Source organism: Ruegeria marina (genome assembly GCF_900101475.1).
Lineage (GTDB): Bacteria > Pseudomonadota > Alphaproteobacteria > Rhodobacterales > Rhodobacteraceae > Ruegeria_B > Ruegeria_B marina.
Map to the genome: position 1 here is coordinate 48,464 of NZ_FMZV01000022.1, position 22,874 is coordinate 71,337.

Annotated in this window: 22 protein-coding genes and 1 pseudogene; 18 read left to right on the forward strand and 5 right to left on the reverse strand. The window is 59.0% G+C overall.

Going from position 1 to position 22,874, the window contains the following annotated elements; translation table 11 throughout:
* Positions 1-36: 36 nt before the first annotated feature.
* Positions 37-798, reverse strand: a complete 762-nt coding sequence (locus tag BLT75_RS21525; RefSeq protein ID WP_093037065.1) for an IclR family transcriptional regulator — start codon at positions 796-798, stop codon at positions 37-39.
* Positions 799-1,012: 214 nt separating this feature from the next.
* Here BLT75_RS21525 and BLT75_RS21530 point away from each other — a divergent pair, with 214 nt between their 5' ends.
* From BLT75_RS21530 to kce, 10 genes are read left to right on the forward strand one after another with little or no spacing between them, the layout of a single operon-like run.
* Positions 1,013-1,849 (forward strand): cyclase family protein, encoded by an 837-nt coding sequence (locus BLT75_RS21530; protein WP_218128994.1) that lies wholly within the window; start codon positions 1,013-1,015, stop codon positions 1,847-1,849.
* Between the two features lie 60 nt (positions 1,850-1,909).
* Positions 1,910-2,254 (forward strand): cupin domain-containing protein, encoded by a 345-nt coding sequence (locus tag BLT75_RS21535; protein WP_093037068.1) that lies wholly within the window; start codon positions 1,910-1,912, stop codon positions 2,252-2,254.
* A 16-nt stretch (positions 2,255-2,270) separates the two neighbouring features.
* Complete coding sequence (locus BLT75_RS21540) at positions 2,271-3,065, forward strand: SDR family NAD(P)-dependent oxidoreductase (RefSeq protein ID WP_093037072.1); 795 nt, start codon at positions 2,271-2,273, stop codon at positions 3,063-3,065.
* Between the two features lie 3 nt (positions 3,066-3,068).
* Positions 3,069-3,998: a 3-hydroxyacyl-CoA dehydrogenase family protein gene (locus tag BLT75_RS21545; protein ID WP_093037075.1), complete on the forward strand. Its 930-nt coding sequence runs from the start codon at positions 3,069-3,071 to the stop codon at positions 3,996-3,998.
* 39 nt (positions 3,999-4,037) lie between these two features.
* Positions 4,038-5,315, forward strand: coding sequence for an ABC transporter substrate-binding protein (locus BLT75_RS21550; RefSeq protein WP_093037079.1), 1,278 nt, complete (start codon positions 4,038-4,040; stop codon positions 5,313-5,315).
* Positions 5,316-5,364: 49 nt separating this feature from the next.
* Entirely contained in the window at positions 5,365-6,093 is a 729-nt protein-coding gene (locus BLT75_RS21555) for an ABC transporter ATP-binding protein (RefSeq protein WP_093037130.1), read from the forward strand.
* Positions 6,086-6,793: an ABC transporter ATP-binding protein gene (locus BLT75_RS21560; protein ID WP_093037082.1), complete on the forward strand. Its 708-nt coding sequence runs from the start codon at positions 6,086-6,088 to the stop codon at positions 6,791-6,793. The genes BLT75_RS21555 and BLT75_RS21560 overlap by 8 nt, the downstream gene beginning before the upstream one ends.
* A gap of 1 nt (position 6,794) precedes the next feature.
* The gene (locus BLT75_RS21565) at positions 6,795-7,658 is read left to right on the forward strand and encodes a branched-chain amino acid ABC transporter permease (protein ID WP_093037085.1); all 864 of its coding nucleotides are present in this window, start codon (positions 6,795-6,797) and stop codon (positions 7,656-7,658) included.
* A complete protein-coding gene (locus BLT75_RS21570) occupies positions 7,655-8,680 on the forward strand; it encodes a branched-chain amino acid ABC transporter permease (protein WP_093037088.1) in 1,026 nt (341 codons plus the stop codon). The genes BLT75_RS21565 and BLT75_RS21570 overlap by 4 nt, the downstream gene beginning before the upstream one ends.
* A 2-nt stretch (positions 8,681-8,682) precedes the next feature.
* Entirely contained in the window at positions 8,683-9,615 is a 933-nt protein-coding gene (gene kce, locus BLT75_RS21575; protein ID WP_093037091.1) for a 3,5-dioxohexanoate:acetyl-CoA acetone transferase, read from the forward strand.
* Between the two features lie 36 nt (positions 9,616-9,651).
* Here kce and BLT75_RS21580 read toward each other — a convergent pair whose 3' ends face one another.
* On the reverse strand, positions 9,652-10,602 hold the full coding sequence (locus BLT75_RS21580) for a LysR family transcriptional regulator (protein WP_093037094.1): 951 nt from the start codon (positions 10,600-10,602) through the stop codon (positions 9,652-9,654).
* 211 nt (positions 10,603-10,813) lie between these two features.
* On the opposite strand from BLT75_RS21580, the gene BLT75_RS21585 reads away from it, so the two are divergent.
* From BLT75_RS21585 to BLT75_RS21595, 3 genes are all read left to right on the forward strand, one after another.
* Complete coding sequence (locus BLT75_RS21585) at positions 10,814-12,445, forward strand: alkaline phosphatase family protein (RefSeq protein ID WP_093037096.1); 1,632 nt, start codon at positions 10,814-10,816, stop codon at positions 12,443-12,445.
* Between the two features lie 21 nt (positions 12,446-12,466).
* Positions 12,467-13,513: a TAXI family TRAP transporter solute-binding subunit gene (locus tag BLT75_RS21590; RefSeq protein WP_093037099.1), complete on the forward strand. Its 1,047-nt coding sequence runs from the start codon at positions 12,467-12,469 to the stop codon at positions 13,511-13,513.
* 431 nt (positions 13,514-13,944) lie between these two features.
* The gene (locus BLT75_RS21595; protein WP_342728112.1) at positions 13,945-15,933 is read left to right on the forward strand and encodes a TRAP transporter permease; all 1,989 of its coding nucleotides are present in this window, start codon (positions 13,945-13,947) and stop codon (positions 15,931-15,933) included.
* Positions 15,934-16,137: 204 nt separating this feature from the next.
* On the opposite strand, the gene BLT75_RS21600 is transcribed toward BLT75_RS21595, so the two are convergent.
* Positions 16,138-16,749 (reverse strand): recombinase family protein, encoded by a 612-nt coding sequence (locus BLT75_RS21600; RefSeq protein ID WP_093037105.1) that lies wholly within the window; start codon positions 16,747-16,749, stop codon positions 16,138-16,140.
* A gap of 120 nt (positions 16,750-16,869) precedes the next feature.
* Between BLT75_RS21600 and BLT75_RS21605 the strand changes: the two are divergent.
* From BLT75_RS21605 to BLT75_RS21620, 4 genes and pseudogenes are all read left to right on the forward strand, one after another.
* Positions 16,870-17,169, forward strand: a pseudogene (locus tag BLT75_RS21605) (DUF4158 domain-containing protein); the annotation flags it as partial.
* 117 nt (positions 17,170-17,286) lie between these two features.
* Positions 17,287-18,816, forward strand: coding sequence for an IS21 family transposase (gene istA, locus BLT75_RS21610; RefSeq protein WP_093037133.1), 1,530 nt, complete (start codon positions 17,287-17,289; stop codon positions 18,814-18,816).
* Positions 18,806-19,597 (forward strand): IS21-like element helper ATPase IstB, encoded by a 792-nt coding sequence (gene istB / locus BLT75_RS21615; protein WP_093037109.1) that lies wholly within the window; start codon positions 18,806-18,808, stop codon positions 19,595-19,597. Before istA ends, istB begins: the two co-directional genes overlap by 11 nt.
* Positions 19,598-19,723: 126 nt before the next feature.
* Positions 19,724-20,404, forward strand: a complete 681-nt coding sequence (locus tag BLT75_RS21620) for a GntR family transcriptional regulator (protein WP_093037112.1) — start codon at positions 19,724-19,726, stop codon at positions 20,402-20,404.
* Positions 20,405-20,407: 3 nt separating this feature from the next.
* Here BLT75_RS21620 and BLT75_RS21625 read toward each other — a convergent pair whose 3' ends face one another.
* Positions 20,408-21,277, reverse strand: coding sequence for a dioxygenase family protein (locus tag BLT75_RS21625; protein WP_093037116.1), 870 nt, complete (start codon positions 21,275-21,277; stop codon positions 20,408-20,410).
* 93 nt (positions 21,278-21,370) lie between these two features.
* Positions 21,371-22,255, reverse strand: a complete 885-nt coding sequence (locus BLT75_RS21630; protein ID WP_093037136.1) for a fumarylacetoacetate hydrolase family protein — start codon at positions 22,253-22,255, stop codon at positions 21,371-21,373.
* A gap of 320 nt (positions 22,256-22,575) precedes the next feature.
* Between BLT75_RS21630 and BLT75_RS21635 the strand changes: the two genes are divergently transcribed.
* Positions 22,576-22,874: transposase (locus BLT75_RS21635; RefSeq protein ID WP_143028624.1), on the forward strand; the 299-nt coding region annotated here is incomplete at its 3' end.

Here is a 22,874-nt window from a genome sequence, read left to right on the forward strand (position 1 = left end):
GCGACGGACAATTTGAGCGGAATGACCGCCATCGGTTCAGTTCGCTGAAAACTCGTGCATGATCCGCGCTCTTGCCTGTTTCAAAGCGGTCTCCAAGCGGTCCCTGACCTGCGCAAATCGCAAGCTGGGAACAGGCACTGAGATCGCGTGGTAGTTGCCGCTGAGATCGCGGAAGGCAAAGCCGATAGCGGATATCCCGGGCGTGTGCTCGTCGATGTCATAAGCCAGGTCGGTGTCGCGTACGTCCTGCAGCTCGCCAAGCAAGGCCTCGACCATGGTGTCTGATAGCGCCCCTGCCGTCTCATGTTCAATCAAGTCACGGGCTTGACCTTCGGGCATCAAGGCAAGGCAGGCCCGCCCATTGGCTGTTGTGGACAGTGGAAACACTTCACCGACAGAGGACACTGTCCGCAACCGGTGCAGCCCAGGCACCTGATCGAGGAATATCATGCTGCCGTTTCGAAGCACTGCGAGGTCCGTCGTTTCTCCGGTCGCTTGGGTTATGTCGTTCAGGATCGTTCGGCACCGTTCGACCACATTGAAATTCGCGGCCTCGGCAAAGGCCCCAAGTTCGGGGCCAAGACGGATTCCGCCGCTCTTGCCGTCCTGAATCACGAACCGCTCCGCCGCCAATGCACCGGTAATCCGCTGTACCGTGGAGCGGGGTAAGTCCACTCGGGACGCAATCTGCCCAAGACTCAGCCCCCCGCGCTCGTCTTTCAAGACCCGCAGAATGGCCGCAGCACGCGCAATGACCTGAATGCCGGAGCGGTCCTTTTTGTCATATTCTTCAGTCATATACCGTTCATTTGTATGCAATCTTGCGTGTGTCCGGCACTACCTGCTAGCGCAGCTATGTATCGCTATACGGTACAGTTCAACTGAAATGCAAGCAAATAGTTGACCGCATAGCGGTTCAAATGTATCGCTATATGAGACGACAGAGGGAATCTCCGTCACTTCAAACAAACCGAAGCTGGCAGAGCGCTGGCGAACAGAGAGGTTGCATCCGATGGTCAAAATCCGCGGCATCGAATTCCAGGCGAACACCGACAACGACATGGGGCTGGAATTCTACAACCTCAGCCATCGCTACGGCTTCCAGTGCCCGAACTGGCCTTATTTCCGCGACGTACAGATCGAGCGGATGCACTACATGGCAAAATCGGGCGTGCTCAGCCAGACGCTGACGACGACCATGCACGTCACCACCCATATCGACGCACCTGCCCATGTCGTTCCGGGCACCCCTTTCATCGATGAAGTGCCGTTGCCGCATTTCTTTGGTTCTGGTCTGGTCGTTTCGATTCCCAAGAAGAAGTGGGAGCAGATCACCGCCGACGATCTGGAAAAGGCGTGCGGCCATGCAATCCGCAAGAACGACGTTCTGATCATCAACACCGGCTGGCACCACGATTACGAGGACGGTGATTACTTCACGCACTGCCCGGGGCTCGTTCCGTCGGCGGCTGAATGGATGGTGGAAAAGGGCATCAAGGTTGTTGGTCACGACACGCAGGCCAACGATCACCCGCTTGCAACTGCAATCGGCCCCCACCGCAATGGGCCGCTGCACCCTCATCTGGCCGAGGAGTACAAGGAATGGTCGGGCGGTATTCCCTGGGACGAAGCATTCCCGGAATGGGAACCGGTGCACAACATCCTGTTCAAGAACGGCATCTTGGGTATCGAGAACGTTGGCGGCGATCTCGATGCCGTGACAGGCAAGCGTTGCACATTCGCCTTCTTCCCGTGGAACTGGGACCGTGGTGACGGCTGTATCATTCGCCTCGTCGCAATGATCGACAAGGGTCAGGCCTACCGCATCGAAGCCGGGGAAGAGTTCTGATCGCTCTATGACGGGCCGCTGAGCGATCGGCGGCCTTTTTCGTTTCCCGGGAGAGCCAACATGTACTTGAAACGTTTTGAAGACGCCAAACCTTACGAAGCCCCCAATCATTTCGGCGTGGTGGGGCTGAGGCTTCAGGGCTTTGAAGAGGATGGGCCGAAAAACCAATGGGTCGGGCTCAGCCAGTTTCTCCCCGGTGGTGGTGCCGGTCCAGACTCCTCACCCTTCGAGAAGGTCTACGTCGTTCTTGATGGCGAGATGACGGTTATCGTTGACGGTAAAGAAGCCGTTCTCGGCAAGTTCGACAGCTGCACCATCCCCCCAGGCGAAGTGCGCAAGATCGAGAACCGCCGCAACGAGGTCTGCACCATGCTTGTGGTTATCCCCTACCCCCCTGCCCCATGAACACGAGGTCCAGAACATGAACGCCATGGCGAACCCCCATTCAATGTTCGATGTAAAGGACAATGTGGCCCTGATCACCGGTGCCTCTGGCGCGTTCGGCATGGTGGCTGCCCGGGTTCTGGCTGGCGCCGGGTGCAAGCTTGTGCTTGTCGCCGGCAATCAGTCCGCGCTGGACGACATCGCCGTTGAATGCCGCCAGATGGGGGCAAATGTGACCGCGATCAACACCCGCCCCAAGGATGAAGACATCTGCAATGGCCTCGTGGCACAGGCGGTCGCCGCCTATGGACGGTTGGACATTCTCGTCGTGGCTTCGGGCATGAACAAGGTGGCACTGATCAACGACATGACGCCTGAGACTTTCCAGGCCGTCATGGACGCCAATGTCACCCAGACCTGGTTGCTGGCACGCGCAGCGGCAGCGAAGATGAAGGCACAGGGCTACGGCAAGATCGTGCTGGTCTCCTCGGCGCGCGGCCTCTTGGGGCACCCGGCCGGATACACTGCCTATTGCGCCTCCAAGTCGGCCACCGACGGCATCACCAAGGCCCTCGGCTGCGAGCTGGGCGCATCGGGTGTGACGGTCAACGCCATCGCCCCCACGGTGTTTCGCTCCCCTCTGACGGCCTGGATGTTCGAGGACACCGAAGAAGCCATCAAGGTCCGAAATGGCTTTCTGGCCCGCGTGCCTAAAGGGCGTTTGGGTGAGCCGGAAGACCTCGCTGGGCCGCTTCTGTTTCTCGCATCGAAGGCGTCGGATTTCTACACCGGGCATATCCTTTATGCCGACGGCGGCTATACGGCGGGTTGATCGATGGTGACCAAGAAACAGCAGATAGCCGTGATCGGTGCCGGGCTGATGGGACACGGGATTGCCCTGACCCTAGCCCGGGCCGGGCAATATGTGGCGATCACCGACCCGGCAGCAGAGGCGCGCGACAGCGTGTCGGCGCGGATGCACCAGAGCATGAAGGCTATGGGCGACGATGACGAAACCGTCGCCAAAGCCCTGAAGATGATCGAGATCTACCCGAGTACGGCTGGCGCGGTGAAGGACGCCGATGTGGTTTTCGAAGCCGCCCCGGAAAAGATGGCGCTGAAGCAGAAGATCTTTGCCGAGATCGAAGACCACGCGCCCGAACATTGCATTCTTGCGTCGAATACCAGCGTCATGCCGATCACCCAGATAATGTCGGGTCTGCGGCTGAAAAACCGCGCATTGGGCACCCATTGGTGGAACCCGCCGCACATGATCCCGCTGGTCGAGGTCATCAAGACCGAATGGACCGACCCGTCCGTAGCCCAAGCCATGGCCGACCTGCTGCAAGACGCCGGCAAGACACCAGTGATGGTGGAAAGGGACGTTCCCGGTTTTATCGGCAATCGGCTTCAGCACGCGCTTTGGCGCGAGGCGATCAGCCTGGTCGAGCGCGGGATTTGCGACGCCGAAAGCGTCGATACGGTCATCAAGTCCTGCTTTGGCCGGCGTCTTGCCGTTCTTGGGCCACTCGAAAACGCCGATCTGGTCGGCACCGACCTGACGCTCGACATCCACAACACGGTGCTGGCTGATCTGGAAAGCAGAACGGGTCCCTCCCCCTATCTCGAAAGACTGGTCGCGGAGGGCAAGCTTGGCATGAAGACGGGCCAGGGCTTTCGGACATGGACGCCCGAACAGGCCGACAAGGTGCGCGCGCGCGTCGTGACGCATCTGACCAAGCTGGAAGACATCCTGGAAAGCTGAACACAAAGCCGACGGGGAGGTCGGCGGAAGGAGGACCCAATGAAGACGTTTAGAAAGAACCCCTCGCGGCGCGGATTTCTGGTGGCCGGTACGGCGGCGCTGGCCGCACCCGCAATCCTGAGCGCATCGCGCGCCTATGCGCAGACACCGACGCTGAAGGTCGGCCATGTCAGCCCGCGCACCGGTCCACTCGCCGGTTTTGCAGAGGCGGACGACTACGTTCTGGCACAGATTCAGGACATGTTTGCGGCAGGGATCGAGAACAACGGCAAGACCTGGAACGTCGAGATCATCTCGAAGGACAGCCAGTCGAACCCGAACCGGGCAGCGGAAGTGGCCGCCGATCTGATCCTGGGCGACGAGGTCGATATCATCGTCGCCGCCTCGACCCCGGACACCACGAACCCTGTCGCCGATCAGGCCGAGGTGAACGAGGTGCCCTGCATCACCACCGATTGCCCCTGGCAGCCCTATTTCTTCGGCCGAAACGGCGTGCCCGGCGAGGGGTTCAAGTACACCTACCACTTCTTCTGGGGCCTTGAGGATGTGATCGGCGCTTTCCTTGACATGTGGGACAAATCTGGTGTCGCCAAACAGGTTGGCGGGCTCTTTCCGAACGACGCCGATGGCAATGCCTGGGGCCATCCGGAGCTGGGCCTGCCAACGCCCTTGGCTGCCGCAGGTTTTGATCTGCTTGATCCGGGCCGGTATCAGCCTTTGTCGGACGATTTCTCGAACTACATCGCCGCCTTCAAGGACGCGGGCTGTGAAATCGTGACCGGCAACATGATCCCGCCCGACTTTGCCACCTTCTGGGCGCAGGCCGCGCAGCAGGGATTCAATCCAAAGGTCGTGACCATCGGCAAGGCTTTGCTGTTCCCCTCGGTCATCGCTTCGCTGGGTGACAGGGGCGACGGGTTGTCGTCCGAGGTTTGGTGGTCGCCTGCGCATCCTTTTGCGTCCTCTCTCACCGGCGCAAGTGCCGCCGATCTGGCCAACGGTTACAGCGCGTCGACTGGCCGACCCTGGACCCAACCTATCGGTTTCAAACATGCGCTCTTCGAAGTTATCGCCGATGTGGTCCGCCGGTCAGAGGACCTGGAGGACTATGAGGCAAACCTTGCCGCGATTACGTCCACCAATCTCGATACGATCGTCGGCAATGTGAACTGGGCCAACGGCCCGATCGACAATGTGACCAAGACGCCGCTCGTTGCGGGCCAATGGCAGAAGGAAGGCAATGCTTTCGATCTGAAGATCGTCGCCAACAGCAACGCTCCCGAGATCCCGCTGACGGGCGAGTTGAAACTGCTCTGACCCATTGCGGCGGCGGATCAGCCGTCGCCGCACCGCCCCCGAGGACACGATGGCCGCGATCCTGACGCTCGAAAATCTCAGCAAATCCTTCGGTGCCGTGACCGTCGCCGATGCGCTGAGCTATGAGGTGGAAAAGGGCGCGGCCCTGGGCGTGATTGGACCGAATGGCGCGGGCAAGACCTCGATGTTCAACCTGATTACCGGGACGCTGGCCCCGGATTCCGGCACTATCCGGTTCGAAGGTCGAGATATCACGGGGTCCAATGCCGCCGCGCGCAGCCGTGGCGGTATTGCACGCAGTTTTCAGGTGCCGCAGCCGTTTTCTCATCTGACGGTGTTTGAAAACGCGATGGTCGCCGCGACCCAAGCCGCAGGCTTGTCGGGGCGAAAGGCCGAAGAGCTCTGCCTCGACGTGCTCGACCAGACCGGACTGCTCGGCAAGGCAAACACGGCGGCCGGTGGTCTGACGCTGCTGAACCGCAAGCGCCTGGAGTTGACCCGCGCGCTTTGTGCGAAACCCCGACTGCTGCTGCTCGATGAAATCGCGGGCGGTCTGACGGAGGCCGAGTGCCATACGCTGGTCGACACGATCAATGCGATCCGGGGCACGGGTGTATCGATCATCTGGATCGAGCATGTGGTGCACGCGCTGCTGGCCGTGGTCGACCGGCTGATCGTGATCGATTTTGGCCGCAAGATCGGCGAAGGCGACCCCAAGACGGTGATGGCCAGTCGCGAGGTGCAGGAAATCTATCTGGGGATCGAAGCCGATGCATGACCCGATCCTCGGCATCAGAGACCTCGATGCCTTTTATGGCGACTTCCAGGCGCTCTACGGTCTCGACCTTCATGTCGACGCTGGTGAGGTACTGGCGATCATCGGAGCGAATGGCGCGGGCAAAACCACACTTTTGCGGTCGATTGCCGGTCTGATGAAGAACGGCGCCGAACAGGTCCGCTACCGGGGCCAGCCCATTGGGGCGCTGAGGGCGGACCAGATCGCAGCTCTTGGCATCGCGCTGGTGCCAGAGGGCCGCCAGCTATTCCCGTCGTTGTCGGTCGAGGAAAACCTGATGATCGGCGGCCGAACCGGGCGCAAAGGGCCATGGTCGCTGGACGCCGTCTACAATCTGTTCCCGATCCTTGAAGAGCGCAAGGCGCAGGCCTCGACCTCTCTGTCCGGCGGGCAACAGCAGATGGTGGCTATCGGGAGGGCGCTGATGGCGAACCCCGACCTGATCCTGTTCGACGAAATCAGCCTGGGGCTGGCCCCGATCATCATCAAGGACATCTATGCCGCCCTGCCCGGTATCGTCGGCGAAGGCATGAGCGCTGTGATCGTCGAGCAGGACATCACCAAGGCGCTGTCGGTGTCGTCACGGGTCTATTGCCTGCAAGAAGGGCGCGTGTCGCTCGAAGGCGCATCCGACGCTCTCTCGCGCGAGGATATCAGCCGCGCCTATTTCGGGATCGCATGACATGGACTGGGTGAACGCAATCGTACAAGGAACTTTGCTGGGTGGGCTCTATGCGCTGTTCGCAGCCGGACTGTCCCTGATCTTCGGTGTGATGCGGCTGGTCAACATCGCCCATGGCGACCTCATCGTGCTGGCCGCCTATCTTGGCCTGACGACCAGCGTGGCGCTTGGGCTGCATCCGCTTGCAGCGCTTCTCGTCGTGATCCCCGCGATGGCTGGGATCGGATACGTTTTGCAGCGGGGGGTGCTGAACCAGACCCTCGGAGATGACATCCTGCCGCCGCTGCTGGTGACCTTCGGTCTGTCGGTCATTATCCAGAATGCATTGCTGGAAGGCTATACGGCTGACCCGCAGAAGATGGACGCAGGCGCGCTTGAAACAGCGAGTTTCGGGTTTGGTGGTCTAACGCTGGGTGTCTTGCCGGTGCTGACCTTTGCCGTGGCGGTCGCGGTCATCGCGGGCCTTCAATGGATGTTCTACCGGACACCCCTTGGACGCGCTTTCCGCGCGACCTCGGACAATCAAGACATCGCTCAACTCATGGGTCTCAATAAGGCCCATGTGTTTGGGCTTGCCATGGCGCTGTCCCTCGCGGTGGTGGCCGTCGCCGGAATATTCCTGGGCATCCGAACCAGCTTTGATCCGTCGATCGGCGGCGGGCGGCTGATCTTTGGCTTCGAGGCCGTCATCATCGGCGGGCTTGGCAACCTCTGGGGCACATTGGTCGGGGGCGTGATTCTGGGCGTCGCGCAGACCGTCGGTGCCAAGATCGATCCCGGTTGGCAACTTCTGGCGGGGCACCTCGTGTTCCTGCTGATCCTTGCCGTTCGCCCAAACGGCCTGTTCCCGAGGGTGGACGCATGAGCCGGTCGAGATACCACGTCACGCGCACCTCTCGCACGGCTCAGGTCGCCGCGTTTCTGGGGGCGATTGCGCTCTTGATCCTGATCGCCGCCCCCTGGTGGGCGGGCCGCGCAGAGCTCAGGCTTATTGGCGAGTTGTGCCTCTACCTGGCACTGGCCAGCCTTTGGAACCTGATGGCGGGCTATGCCGGGCTCGTATCTGTCGGGCAGCAGGCCTATGTCGGCTTTGGCGGGTATTTGCTGTTTGCGCTGACCATCTTCGGCGGTTTGAACCCGGTCCTGGCCATCGCCATCGCCGGGGGGCTTGGAGCGCTCGTGTCAGTCCCGGTCGCGGCCCTGATCTTTCGACTGCGCGGTGCCTATTTCGCCATCGGCACCTGGGTCATAGCCGAGGTCTTTCGTCTGAGCTTTGCGCAGGTCTCGGCGCTTGGCGGCGGCTCTGGCACCTCGCTACCAACCGGCATCGTGCGGTCGCTCGCCGATGGTCGTGCGGCGCGCGAAGCGCTCGCCTACTGGCTCGCCCTCGGCGTGACAGTTCTGGTGGTCGCGTCGGTCTATTTGTTCCTGCGCTCGCGCAAGGGGCTGGCACTGACCGCGATCCGGGACAACGAACTTGCCGCGGCATCGCTTGGGATCGACATCTGGAAAACCAAATTCCTCGTTTATGTCGTCACATCCGCCCTGACCGCAATGGTCGGCGGTCTGATATTCCTCCAGAAACTCCGGATCTCGCCCGACGCTGCCTTCAGCGTCAATGACTGGACCGCATTCGTGATCTTCATTGTCGTCATCGGTGGGATCGGCACGATCGAAGGGCCGATCATTGGAACGCTTGTGTTCTTCGCGCTTCGCGAAACGCTCGCCGATCTCGGCACGATCTATCTGATGGTTTTGGGCCTCGTGGCCATCGTCGTGATGCTGAAAGCGCCGCGGGGCATCTGGGGCCTGATCCGCAGCCGGTTCGACCTTGAACTTTTCCCTCTCGGCTATCGGGTCCAACAAAAGCAAGACAAAGGAGCCTGACCATGGCACGCCAACAAAAGACAATCATCACCTGCGCCGTGACCGGGGCGATTCATACACCAACGATGTCGGACGCACTGCCCTACACCTACGACGATATCGCACGGCAGGCGATCGAGGCGGCGGAGGCCGGAGCGTCCATTCTGCACCTTCACGCCCGCAACCCAGAAACCGGCGCACCCTCCGTCGATCCCGAGGACTTCCGCCCCTTTCTGGGACGGATCAAACAGGCATCCGACGCAGTGGTGAATATCTCGACCGGTGGGTCTCTGACGCTGTCGATTCAGGATCGGATAAAGCCGGCGGCGACCTTCTCAGCCGAGATGTGCTCGATGAACATGGGGTCCATGAACTTCTCCTTTCATCCGCTGGCCAAGCGCTATGAGTCGTGGAAATTCGATTGGGAAAAGGACTATGTCGAAGGGTCCGATGGGAATATTTTTCGCAACACTTTCCGGGATATTCGTGAAGCAGCCGAAACGCTTGCCCCGCATGACATCAAGTTCGAACATGAATGCTATGACGTCGGGCACCTCTACAATCTGAAGTTCTGCATGGATACGGGCCTCTTCAAAGCGCCGATCTTCATCCAGTTCGTGATGGGCATACTCGGCGGCATCGGTGCCGATATCGACAATCTGGTCTTCATGAAAAAGACCGCCGACAAGCTTTTTGGCGATGACTATCGCTGGTCTATTCTGGCGGCCGGTGCGTCCCAAATCCCGATGGCCACGACAGCCAGTCAGATGGGCGGCAATGTACGCGTCGGGCTGGAGGACAGCCTGTTCATTTCTCGCGGACAACTGGCCGAGTCGAACGCCCAGCAAGTCGCCAAGATCCGCCGGATCGTTGAAGAGCTTGGCAGCCAGGTCGCGACGCCTGATGAAGCGCGCGAAATTCTCGACCTCAAAGGCGGGGACAGGGTTGCCTTTTGACCAGGTTACTGTCGCGGAGCGCCAATAAACGCGATCTTAACGGCGCCTATCCGATCCCGCGAGTCGATATCTCTCTGGCAGATCATTCTGAACATAGCCCCGCATATGGTTCGCGAAGGCTGCCAGGAGCGGACTTTCCATTCTGTTGCGGGGCGTCACCATTCCGACCGACATTGCCGAGGCCGCAAACCTGACCGGCAGCTCCGCGAGCCCGTCCCTGGCCTGGCCACCGACAATGGCATAGCTTGGCAGAACTGTCAGGAAATCGGTGTTGCGCAGCATTTCCATGATGGCCCCAGAAGATTCGCTTTGAAAGGCGATATGCAGATTTTCCACACCGAATGATGTCAGAGCGGTCGCCATGTCAGTCCTCAGCATGCTGTGTTCCGCGTGACTGATCCAGGTCGCGTCCTGGAGGTCTTTGGCATCGATACGCGGCTTTCTCGCGAGAGGATGATCCTTGCGCAGAACGACAACATGCTCGTCACGGAACAATGGCTCGATAACAAGCTCTTCCCGGGGAGAGGCGATCAATCTTAGCGGGCAGATCAACGCGTCGACCTGATTCAGCGTAACATAGCGTTCAAGCTGGGGAAAATAGTCGGATTTGAGCTTCACCTCGATGCCCGGGCGCTCCCGCAGAAAAGCAGAGATCGCATCTCCCACCAGCCGTTCACAGAGGAAAGGAGGCGCCCCGATTATCAGTACGCCGCTCAGGCCCTGAAGTCCGAGTTGCACATCCTCATAGGCGCTCTCTCGAATGGTTTTGATAGCACGACCACGCTGCGCCAGCTTCAACCCGATTTCCGTCGGAATCAACGGTCGACTGCTGCGCTCGAACAGCTGAACACCAAGCCGGTTCTCCAGATTGCTGATCATACGGCTCAGGGCGGGTTGGGAGGTTCCCAATTGCCGGGCCGTCTCGTGCAGGGTTCCGTATTCGACTACGGCCGCCAGTTGTTCGAGGCTTTTCGGATCTATGATCATATCATTTTTGCAAGTTATCCTGACATAATATTATTAGACTGATATATAGTTTTCATCAAGAATTGGCTTTGCAGGTTCGGGCGACAGTACAATTCTTGAGGGGATTCATGATCACAACGCGGCCTTCATCGATCAGGGTAGCGGGTGTCCGGCGCGGCATCAGGTGCTGTGCGCTTCAGGGCCACCGGTCGTTTATTCCACGGGTTGAAGAATGACCAGGACCGCACGAAACGTCCTATGGATCATGGCCGACCAATTGCGTTGGGACTACCTCAGCTGCTACGGCGCGGATCACATTGAAACGCCAAATCTGGACTGGTTGGCGTCCCGAGGCATGCGGTTCAACAAAGCCTATGTGCAGTCGCCGATCTGCGGTCCGAGCCGGATGAGTTTCTACACCGGGCGCTATGTCCGTAGCCACGGATCGACCTGGAACGGGTTTCCACTTCGCGTCGGCGAACCGACGCTCGGCGATCACCTGCGTGAAATCGGAGTAAAATGCTCGCTCGTCGGCAAGACCCACATGACGCCCGACAAAGAGGGAATGGAGCGGCTGGGTATCACACCTGAAAGCACCATTGGTGCGTTGGTCGCCCAATGTGGGTTCGAAGTCTTCGTTCGGGACGACGGAACCAACCACAGCGACTATCCGGGCCGCTGCGGCGAAGATTATGATCAGTACCTGCGCGACCATGGCATGGATGGCGACAACCCATGGGAAGAATGGGCCAACACCGCTATCGGCCCGGCTGGGGAAATGCGCACCGGATGGGTCATTGAGAACGCGCCTCTTGCTGCGCGGGTGCCAAAGGAACACTCGGAAACAGCGTGGCTAACCACTCGCGGCATCGACTACATCGAGGCGCAGGGCGATCAACCCTGGCTATGCCATCTCAGCTATATCAAGCCACACTGGCCGTTTCTTGCGCCGGCGCCCTACAATGACATGTATAAGGCTGCTGATCTTCCACCGGTCGTACGCAGCGACGATGAACGCCAGACCGATCACCCGCTGATGCAGGCATGGATGAATATGCGGGTCTGCAAAAGCATGGCGCGCGACGAGGTCCGCGACCTGGCCGGTGTCTGCTACATGGGGCTGATCAAGGAACTGGATGACCAGTTGGGTCGGCTGTTTTCCTATTTGCGCGAGACCGGGCGCATGGACGACACGATGATCGTCTTCTGCTCGGATCATGGCGACAACATGGGCGACCATTGGTTGGGTGAAAAGGACCTGTTTTACGACTGTTCCGCCCGCATTCCCCTACTGATCTATGATCCGCGGGATCAAGCGGACGCGACACGCGGCACCGCAACTGATGCGCTGGTGGAAGGCATCGATCTGGTCCCCACGTTTCTCGACTTCTTCAACGGGGCCGACAAATCGCACATTCTCGAAGGGCGATCACTCTCACCGCTGATGCAGGGCGCAGCGACGGAATGGCGCGAATTCGCGGTCTCTGAATATGACTATGCCACCCGGGATTCCCGCCGTGAAGTCGGCATGGACCAAGCCGATGCGCGACTCGCGATGATCTTTGATGGGCGCTGGAAATACGTCCACGTGGAAAAGATGCGGCCACTGCTGTTCGACCTAGAAGACGACCCAGACGAATTGTGCGATCTGGCGACCAACCCCGAGTATGCGAACGAGCTTTCGCGGTTGCGCGATCTGCATTTCGAATGGTCCCGGCAGCACCATTCCCGCATCACCAGAAGCGCCGCGCAGATCGAACGCATGACAGACGCCAAGGAGCCACCGGGAATCTACATCGGCTACCGGGACAAGAACGAACTCGAAGGCGATGGTCGGCAAATGCCGGATCACGCCTCGGGCTAATAAACACTAAGGGAGGAAATCATGACCAAGTCAAACGTACTCGCAGGTACAATTGCTGCGACTTGCCTGGCCTTCTCGGCCCATGCACAAGCCAATCTGACCGGCGAGACGACACCGCCGACGGAAATTGCAGCGCAAGCAATGTTCGGCGTTGCGGAATTGGCCGCGAATGCAGGGATCGCAAACATCCAGGTGGCTGCTGGACAGACGCTGACGAATTCGGTTCAGAACGTGGCTGAAGGCAAGACCGACATTGCTGCCGCGCCGTTCATCCTGCCGTTTTTGTTATCAAAGGGTGCGGGCCCATATGCCAGCCTAGGCGCAGAGGCGGGCGCGGAACTCGCGGGCAATCTTTCAGTGCTCTACACCTATCGCTTTTCCGTCTTCGGTTTGTCGGCATTCGAAAGCAAGAATTTTGGAGGCTGGAGCGCCATCGAAGGTGCCACAATCTACAATGGACCGCCGCGCGGGGCGGCATTGAACAAGGCGCGCGCGATGGTGCGCATCGCGACCGGCCTAGAAGATGGAACGGGTTATTCAGGCATTCAGGTCAACTGGGGACAAGCTGTTGCGACCATTACCGATGGATCTGCCGATGCACATGTCTTGCCAATGAACTTCCCTGACTCGCGGCTTTCACAAGCTGCCGCATCTGGCAGCATGGTGGTGTTTTCCTTCCCACGCGAAGCATTCGAGAGCGAGGGTGGCTCCAACTTTGGCAACGCACCTGGCAGTGCTGCGGTCGTCGAGCCGATAACCGATGACTTATTCGGTCCTGGTATCTCGGTGGTATCCGAAGACGGGATGTTCCGCGGATACGCGGATATTGGTGGCGATGTCGTCAACGTATCGATGGACGAGCAAATTGCCTATCAACTGACCAAGACATTCCTCGAAGGCCTGCCGCAAATCACCGCGCGGACACCAAGCATGCCCAAAGCTTGGCTTGGAGAAACCGATCCTTCCATCACCGGTATGTGTGGCCCCAACCCCATAAAGTATCACCCCGGCGCCGTTCGCGCCTGGGAAGAGGCTGGATATACGCTGCCGGACTGCGCCAAGCCCTGAGATTTGGGAACCGGGGGCGGTGACAAAGCTGTCCCCGGCGCTACCGTTTTTGGAGTACAGCGATGAATGGCGCGCCCGAACCAAAAATAAAACATGTCCGCGTAGTGCGCGGTGCCTTGTTCTGGCTGTCGCTTTTCATTGTGACAGCAGGCCTTTTGAATGCGACACCCGGGATCCCCGGACTCGATGAGGGCCTTCAGAATGTTACCGGTCTGGACTGGCTCAAGGTGCGCCGCTTCCCGACCGAATGGTTCTATCCATTCGCCTTTGCCCTGATGATGGTGTGCGTGGTGCTGAAGCACTCGGCATTCAAAGCATGGTCTGGGGGATCGATTGGAAAAAGACGTCTTGGACTGTTTCTGGATGTCGCGATGGTCGCTGCGGCATTCACAGTGTCTTTAACGTACGTGGTCGAAATTGAATCGATCTGCTTGATCGACCAGTTCACTGGCGAGCGTGCAAGGCTGATTGAAGAGGCATTGCGGATCGAGGCGGAAATCGCCACGACCATGGGGTTGCCGCCGCCCAGCACAGTAGAAGACCCCAGCTGCGTCGGAAATACCGGCGGCTGGCTGGTGCTGATCGTGGGGCTAACTGTGCTGGTCTTTCTGGCCTACAACGTCCGGGTCTGGGGCCTGGCCCTTGTTCTGGTGGCTTTGACGGTTGCGCTCTACACAATTGTGACCGTGTTCGTGTGGTATTTTCATGGCCCCGAGGACATCAACAAATACCTGATGACCAAGCTGGCTGGTGAGCCGCGCATGCTCTCGGATGGCCGACCAAGGGTCCACGATATCCTTGTGAACAACGCCTCGGGCCTTCTCGGGCAGTTCATGGACATCATGCTGAACACGATCTTCCCCTATCTTGTGCTTGGCTCGCTTTTCGGGGCCTCGGCGGGCGGGCAATCGCTGATCAAGCTCGCCTTCCGCTGGACGCGCAAGTTGCGGGGCGGCCCCGCGCATGCCGCGATCGTGTCTTCGGCCATGTTCGGAACCATATCGGGCGGGCCGATCGTGAATGTCCTGTCGACGGGAGTTCTGACGATCCCGATGATGCTGAAACGCGGCTTCTCGCCGATCTTCGCCGGTGGTGTCGAGGCGGCGGCCTCTTCGGGTGGATCGATCATGCCGCCCGTGATGGGTGTGGCAGCCTTTGTTCTCGCGTCCCTGACGGTGGTTCCCTATTCCCAAGTCATCATCGCTGCGGCGATCCCGGCAGGTGCATATTTCCTCTGCCTGTTCCTGTCGGTGGTCTTTCAGGCGCGCAAGCAGAAGATCCAGGCCATCGGAGAATTGACGGAGGACATGCGGCTGTCCCGCCAGGATATCCTAAACCTTGTCATGATCTTCGGACCGATCCTGCTGATCTTGATCCTCTTGCTGACAACCAAAGAGGGCGTGGGCTGTGGTTTGTTGGGGGGCATGTTGGGGGCTGAACGCACCATCGTCGACGGCGTGTGTACGGTCGAAAGCCTGTCTTGGCTTCAACGGGCCGTACAGAACTCCGTCGGGGACGCAGGCAGCGCCGGGTGGTGGGCGGTCATGCTGCTGATCGCGCTGCTATTCGTGGATCCCAACGTCCGGTCACAGCCCGCGAAAGTCGTGGATGCCCTGTCGGATGCCGGGATTCTCGTCTCGACGCTCTACCTGATGTTTCTAGCCGTATCCGTGGTCGATTTCTGCCTCCAATTCACCGGGCTTCCAAACTTCATCTCTCTCGATATATTGGGCTGGCTTCAAACGCTTGACTTCGGCGGTGGTGGCTCGGTCTGGTTTCAGTTGATTGCCCTGCTGGTGACGATGTTCATTGCGATCTTGCTCGGCATGGGCATGCCTGCGGTACCGGCCTATATCAATGTTGCCTTGCTCATGGGCCCCGTGCTTGCGGGGCTGGGTATCGCCAAGTTCACCGCACATATGTTCATCTTCTATTTCGCGGTCGCCAGCGCCATCACGCCGCCGATCGCACTGGCGGCCTTCGCGGCGGCCTCTATCACGCGCGCCAATCCGATGATGACCGGCTTTTCGGCGGTCAAGTCTGGCATCGTGATGTTTGTGATCCCCTTCATCTTTGCCTTGTATCCGGAAATCCTTCTGATCGAAGACGCCGTCATTGATCCGATGGGCGGCGACGGCGGCAGCGTGAGCTACTTGCCCGGCTATGACGGAACGATGAACTGGGTGGCGCTGGGTTGGATCCTGATCCGGGTCGTCATTGCGCTCTATCTCCTTGCAAGTGCGCTCTCGGGCTTTGATCATCGCAAACTTGCCGGTTGGGAGGTCGGAGCACGTCTTTCACTCTTCGTGCTCATTCTGGCGTTCAATCCTGTCCTGCAACTCGTAAGCGTTGCCGGCGCCTTGGCGTTGATTGTATGGCACGTGCTCTCCACTCGATCATCGACGCGCCAGGCAGTATGAAAGGGTTAGTTTTTTGGAGCCGCGCCAGCCGACAACGCCTGGACAAGTCCGTCTTCGCGACGCCCTGAGAACTGCCTTTGCGGAAAATCGAGCATAAAGCGCAAAGGAGGCGTCACTCTTTGGCGCCAGCCCTCGGATCATCTGGTTTCGGTTTCGATGCGTTCCCTACTGGGGGTCTGCTCCGGCTGAGTGCAGAATGACACCTTAAGCGCCGAGGACGCGTTTTCCATATTCGCGCAGGTTGCCTTTGGGATCGACGTATCGGTACAGGGTGACGGGTTTCACGCCCAGTTCACTGCACAGCTCTGAAACGGATGTGTCCCGGTTGGCCATTGCGGCCTGTGCCATCCGGACCTGGGATTTGGTGAGTGCGAACTTTCGCCCGCCTTTGCGCCCTCGAGCGCGGGCGGCTTGCAACCCAGCCATTGTGCGCTCCCGGATCAATTCGCTTTCAAATTCAGCGAGCGCTGCAAAGATGCCAAATGACAACCGACCGGCTGCGGTGGTCGTGTCGATCTGTGCCCCCTGGCCTGTCAGCACCTTCAGGCCGACACCGCGCTCTGACAGTAAGGTCGTCGTTTTCACCAAGTGGTTCAGACTGCGGCCCATCCTGTCCAGCTTCCAGATGACTAGGACGTCGCCGTCGCGCAAAGCCTTCAGACAAGCTTCGAGGCCCGGGCGGTCGTCTTTCTTGCCCGAGGCCTGATCGGAGTAGATTTGCTTTTCATCGACGCCCGCCTCAACAAGAGCGTCCTTTTGTAGGTCAAGCGACTGGCTGCCATCGGCTTTTGAGACGCGCGCGTATCCGATCAGCATGTTTCACAAACGAACGTTTGTGGTGTGTGGAGGAATTCCCGGCTTTTGGCCATCTCGATTATTCCTTAGCCCTTATCACAATCATCAATAAATAAACCCCAACAAGAAAGCAAAAGAAACATGGCGCATCGCACAATTCTGACTGAGCGCCAGCGTTCGGCGCTTTTCGACCTGCCGACTGACGAGACATTGATGTTGCGGCATTTCACGCTGGCAGATGACGATATCGAGCACATCAACGAACGGCGGCGACCGGAGAACAAGATCGGTTTTGCCCTACAGCTCTGCGCCCTACGCTATCCCGGTCGGCTGTTGTCATCTGGGGAGGTCATCCCGGAAAAGGTATTGCGCTTCATCGCGGCTCAGTTGGGCCTGACCGGCAACGATGTCTTGCCATATGCCGCACGTCGGCAAACCCGTCAGCTGTTGATTTTTGCTGAGAAGTGACCCGGTAGCCCCATAATTTTCCACCGAGATTTGACCCATGTGAACACGCTGCCCTGACGGAATTGGTCGGGGAGAGAAGGAGTGATCGACATGGGATTTTTGAGTGTTATCCGACGCTGGGCATTGCGTGACAAAATGCCAATCCGCGAGATATCGCGGCGAACGGGCCTGTCCCGCAACACCATCAGAAAGTACCTGCGCGAGGGCGTGGTCGAGCCGAAGTTCAAGACGCCATCCCGGCCGAGCAAACTCGATCCATACGCTGACCGGCTGACCGCCTGGCTTCTGGCACAGACACGGAAGTCGCGCAAAGAACGCCGCACGGTGAAGCAGATGCATGCTGATTTGGTGAAGCTCGGCTACGACGGCTCTTACGGGCGCGTGGCCGCATTTGCCCGGGTTTGGCGTGCCGATCGGCACCGGGCGGAACAGACGACCGGGCGCGGCACCTATGTTCCTTTGGTGTTCCAGCCCGGAGAGGCATTCCAGTTCGACTGGAGCGAAGACTGGGCCAATATCGGCGGCGAGCGGGCTAAGCTCCAGGTGGCCCATATCAAGCTGTCACACAGCCGGGCGTTCCTGGTGCGGGCCTACCCGCTGCAAACTCACGAGATGCTGTTCGACGCCCACTGGCACGCGTTCCGCGTTTTCGGCGGCGTGCCCGGCCGCGGGATCTACGACAACATGAAGACAGCAGTGGATCGTGTTGGCAAAGGCAAACAGCGCGACATCAATGCCCGCTTCAAATCCATGGCCCGCCACTACGTGTTTGAGCCTGAGTTCTGCAACCCGGCGGCCGGATGGGAGAAGGGGCAGGTCGAGAAGAACGTCCAGGATGCGCGCAACCGCTTGTGGCAGGTCATGCCGATCTTCGGCGATCTGGCCGAGCTCAATCAGTGGCTGGAAGATCGCTGTCTTGCCTTGTGGGCCGAGACAAAGCACCGTGACTTGCCCGGCACGATTGCCGATGTGTGGGAAGCCGAGAAGCCCACGCTGATGGCCCTGCCGCCGGCCTTTGATGGGTTTGTAGAGCACAGCAAACGGGTGTCGCCGACATGCCTGATCACCTTCGAGCGCAATCGCTACAGCGTACCGGCCAGCTTTGCGAACCGCCGCGTCAGCCTGCATGTCTATCCTGAACGGTTGGTAGTGGTGGCGGAAGGTCAAACCGTTTGCGCCCATGACCGTATCATTGAGCGGTCGCACCACAAGCCAGGCCGGGTCATCTATGATTGGCGCCACTATCTTGCTGTCATCCAACGCAAACCCGGGGCCCTGCGCAATGGCGCGCCGTTCAATGAGATGCCCGACGCCTTCCGCCGCCTGCAGGATCATATGCTGCGCAAGGAGGGCGGCGACAGAGAGATGGTGGATATCCTGTCCCTGGTTCTGCACCACGATGAAGACGCGGTTTTGTGTGCTGTAGAACTGGCGCTGGAAGCCGGCGTGCCCACCAAGACGCATGTCCTGAACTTGCTCCATAGGCTGATCGACAAAAAGCAGAGCGACCATCCCGAGGTCGACCCGCCAAAGGCTCTGGCCTTGGATACGGTGCCGAAAGCCAATGTCGATCGCTATGATGCTCTGAGACAAGCCGGGGAGAAGCGTCATGCGTCATGACCCTGCAGGCGCCTCGATCGTGATCATGCTCCGCAGCCTCAAACTGCATGGCATGGCACAGGCGGTCGATGATCTGGTTGCCCAGGGCGCACCAGCGTTCGAAGCAGCAACGCCGATGTTGTCCCAGCTTCTCAAGGCGGAAATGGCCGAACGGGAAGTCCGGTCAATCGCCTACCAAACCAAGGTGGCGCGCTTTCCGTCCTACAAAGACCTCGCGGGCTTCAACTTCAAATCCAGCGAGGTTAATGAAGCCACCGCCCGGCAGCTGCACCGCGGCACCTTCATGGAAAACGCCGAGAATGTCGTCCTGATCGGCGGGCCTGGAACGGGCAAGAGCCACATTGCAACAGCCATCGGCGTACAGGCCATCGAACACCACAGATGCAAGGTGCGCTTCTACTCAACCGTGGAACTCGTCAATGCGTTGGAGCAGGAAAAGGCGCTCGGAAAGGCCGGCAAATTGGCTGAGATGCTGACCAAGATCGACTTGGTCATCCTCGATGAGCTCGGCTACCTGCCGTTCAGTTCATCCGGCGGCGCGCTGCTCTTCCATCTGCTGAGCAAACTTTACGAGCGCACCAGCGTGATCATCACCACGAACCTCAGCTTCTCAGAGTGGGCCCAGGTCTTCGGCGATGCAAAGATGACCACCGCGCTTCTCGACAGGCTCACGCACCGCTGCCACATCCTGGAAACCGGCAACGACAGCTACCGCTACAAGGCAAGCTCGGAAGCCGCGAAGAAAAAGAGAAAGGAAACGCCGGCATTGACCGCAACATAACCGCAGAGACATAATCAAGGGTGGGTCAAATCTCGATAAAAATACCGGGTCACTTCTCAGCAAAAATCAACAAACCCCACATTGATCTCATCGGAAATATCGATATTCTCCGCTTGGGAGGCAAAAATGGATACATTCAACCAATCATCCGACTTCGAAGAGGGATCGGCGACGCATCGCGTATACCGAGCCTTGCGCTCGATGATTGTCCGTGGCGTCCTGAAGCCCGGAGAAAAGCTCAAGATCGAAGGACTGAGCAAACGTCTTGGTACCGGCGCCTCACCCGTCCGCGAAGCGCTCAGCCTGCTGACATCCGACAGCCTGGTGGAACGTATTGACCAACGCGGCTTTCGGACAGCCGGTATCAGTGCCACAAACTTCGCCGAAATCCTGAAACTGCGATGCGTGCTGGAAGACCTCGCCCTTCGAGAATCCATTGCCAATGCGACGCAGGATTGGGAGGAGAGGGTCGTTCTCGCACACCACAGAATGCAGCGGGCACAAAACCGGAAAACGGAGGATTTCGAGGATCTGCACAAGGCTTTCCACATGAGTCTTCTTTCGAATGCGCAGTCGCCAATCCTTCTGCAAATCTGTTCACGCCTTTATGACCTCAACATCCGCTACAGATACCTGGCTGGACATGACATCTCGTACCAACAGCGCGATGTGGCCAAGGAACACGCCGATATTCTTGCCGCCGTCCTCGCGCTTGACGCCGATACCGCAAGCACAAGGCTTCTGGAGCACTACAAAACGACTGGTGCATTTTTGTCCGGACTGTTGGGTGACGGGGCCCTGGCCTGAGCGTCACGCGGGCACAAGGGTCAGGTCGAACTCCACCCTGAGGTAAGCGTCCGGCACCTTGCCGGAGAGCGCGAAGCCGGTAGAAGGAAACGAGCCTGCAGGTCTTTCCTCGTAGTGCATGACCAGATCCTTGCGGACGCCAAAGACCGTATCCTGATCAAGATAGGGATCGTCCTCGGCGAAGACTTCGGTCACAAGGGGGCGGAACCCAGCAGCCTCTGCGATGAAATGCAGGTGAGAGGGCCGCCAAGGATGCCGCCCACAGGCACGCAGAATATCGCCCACCGGGCCGTCGGACGGCACAGTATATTCGACGGGCTTGACCGTTGTGAAGGCATAGCGCCCGTCCTCGCCGACGGTTTGCAGCCCATGGAATGAATAAGTGTCCTGATCAGGATCCTGGCTGGAGTACATGCCGTTCGGCGCGGTCTGCCAGATATCGAGGGTCGCTCCTGAAATTGGCTTGCCGTCTGGGTCTTTCACTACGCCTTCGACCAAAAGCACGGTCTCTGCATAGTCGCGTCGCATGTCGCCGCCAACGGCCAACGGCGGAGAACCGGAAATGTGAAATGGCCCCAGAACCGATGACGAAGTGCCCTCGGGGCGATTATTGATCATGTCGACGAGGGAAGACAGGCCAAGAACATCAGACAGCAGGACGAATTCGTGGCGCTCTTCGTCCGAGATTTCGCCGGCGCGCTCGAGGAACCGGATACCGATATTCCATTCTTCGTGCGTTAGGTTCACCTCGCGGGCAAAGTCATGCAAATGGCGGACGAGACTGCCCATGACCTCACGCAGGCGCGGGTCGGTATTCGCACCCAGGTAACCCATGAAAACTTCGGTAATATTGTCCTTGTTGACGTTGCGCATGGGAGTCTCCTTTGGTTTTCCGGGTCACGACGAACCGCGTGGGATAGGTATTGGCGGGGCTTGGCGCCCGCCGAAGATCGGCAATATCAATCGCTACTGACCGACCGCTTGTGTGGCGAATTCGGCCTCATCGACGATCGGGCTTGCGCAGACGCCTATGCCCTCGATCTCGATCTCCACGACTTCGCCGGGCTTCAGCCACCGGGGATGTGGTTTCTTGGCATGACCGACGCCGGGTGGAGTGCCCATGGCAATATGGTCGCCGGGTTGCAGCGTCGTGTATTCCGAAATTGTCGCGATGGTCTGCGCAACCGACCAGATCATGTTTCCCGTATTCGAACTTTGCAGGATCTCGTCGCCGACACGGCTTTCAATCTTCAGGCCCGACGCGCCCAGGGGAAGGTCGTCTGGCGTCACGACAAAGGGCCCGATGGCACCGGTGTCATCGAAGTTCTTGCCAGGGGTCCATTGATGCGTCTTGCGCTGGTAGTCCCGCACCGACCCATCGTTGAAGACCGTATAGCCAAAGACATGATCCAGGGCATTGGCCTCTGAAATATGCCGCCCTCCGGTCCCGACGATGATCATCAGCTCCGCCTCGTAGTCGAGCTTCTCGGAACAGGTTGGCCGGACCATGGGCTGGCCTGCCGCCATGATCGATTGTTGCCCGCGCATGAACAGCGCCGGATAGTCCGGAACCTCGTAGCCACCTTCCTTGATGTGATCGGTGTAGTTGAGCCCAAGGCAGATGATGGTTGGTGGCCGGCTGACCGGAAGCGCAGGGAGGATGTCCGACACGCTCACCGTCTTGGCGCCTTTCGCAGCTTCGGCGGCCTTTTCCAGGACGGCCGTGTCGCCAATCATGGCCATCAGGTCAGAGCCAACCTCGGGAACGGCTTCGGTCAGGTTGACCGCGTTTTCTCCCTCTACGGCAAAGACGGCTTGCTTTCCCGCAACCTTTCCAACGAGCAGACGCATCAGATCCTCCAACTTGATAGTTTGACATTTTGCCGATATAAAGATTTTTAGTCAATAAAAATCGATATTTTGTGAACGTCGCAATCCCGAGCCGGAGGGCCTCCATGTTGGAAGACAAACCCAGCGACAGACTGGTCATCCGCGCCTCAGACACAGGTGGCCGACCTTTCTCGTGGACGCGCTCATGAACAAGCGCAGTTTTCTTGGCGATATTCTGACGACTCTGTTCGAGCGCCGCGTGTCGGGTATCAAGGTTAGGCTCCAGACCCATTGATTTTGGTCATCTGCCGTGATTCAGGGCTCGCAAGGAGACCTGAATGATGAGCAACCTTTTTTGGCTGAGCGAGGCGCAGATGGAGCGTCTGAAGCCCTTCTTCCCGAAGTCGCACGGGAAGCCTCGTGTTGATGATCGGCGCGTTCTGAGTGGAATAATTTTCATCAATCGCAATGGCTTGCGATGGTGCGATGCGCCGAGGGAATATGGCCCGGCGAAGACGCTCTACAACCGCTGGAAGCGTTGGAGCGATAACGGCATCTTCGCCCGCATCCTGACAGGCCTGGCTGCCGAGGGGACTGAGCACAAGACGATCATGATCGACGCCACTTACCTGAAAGCGCA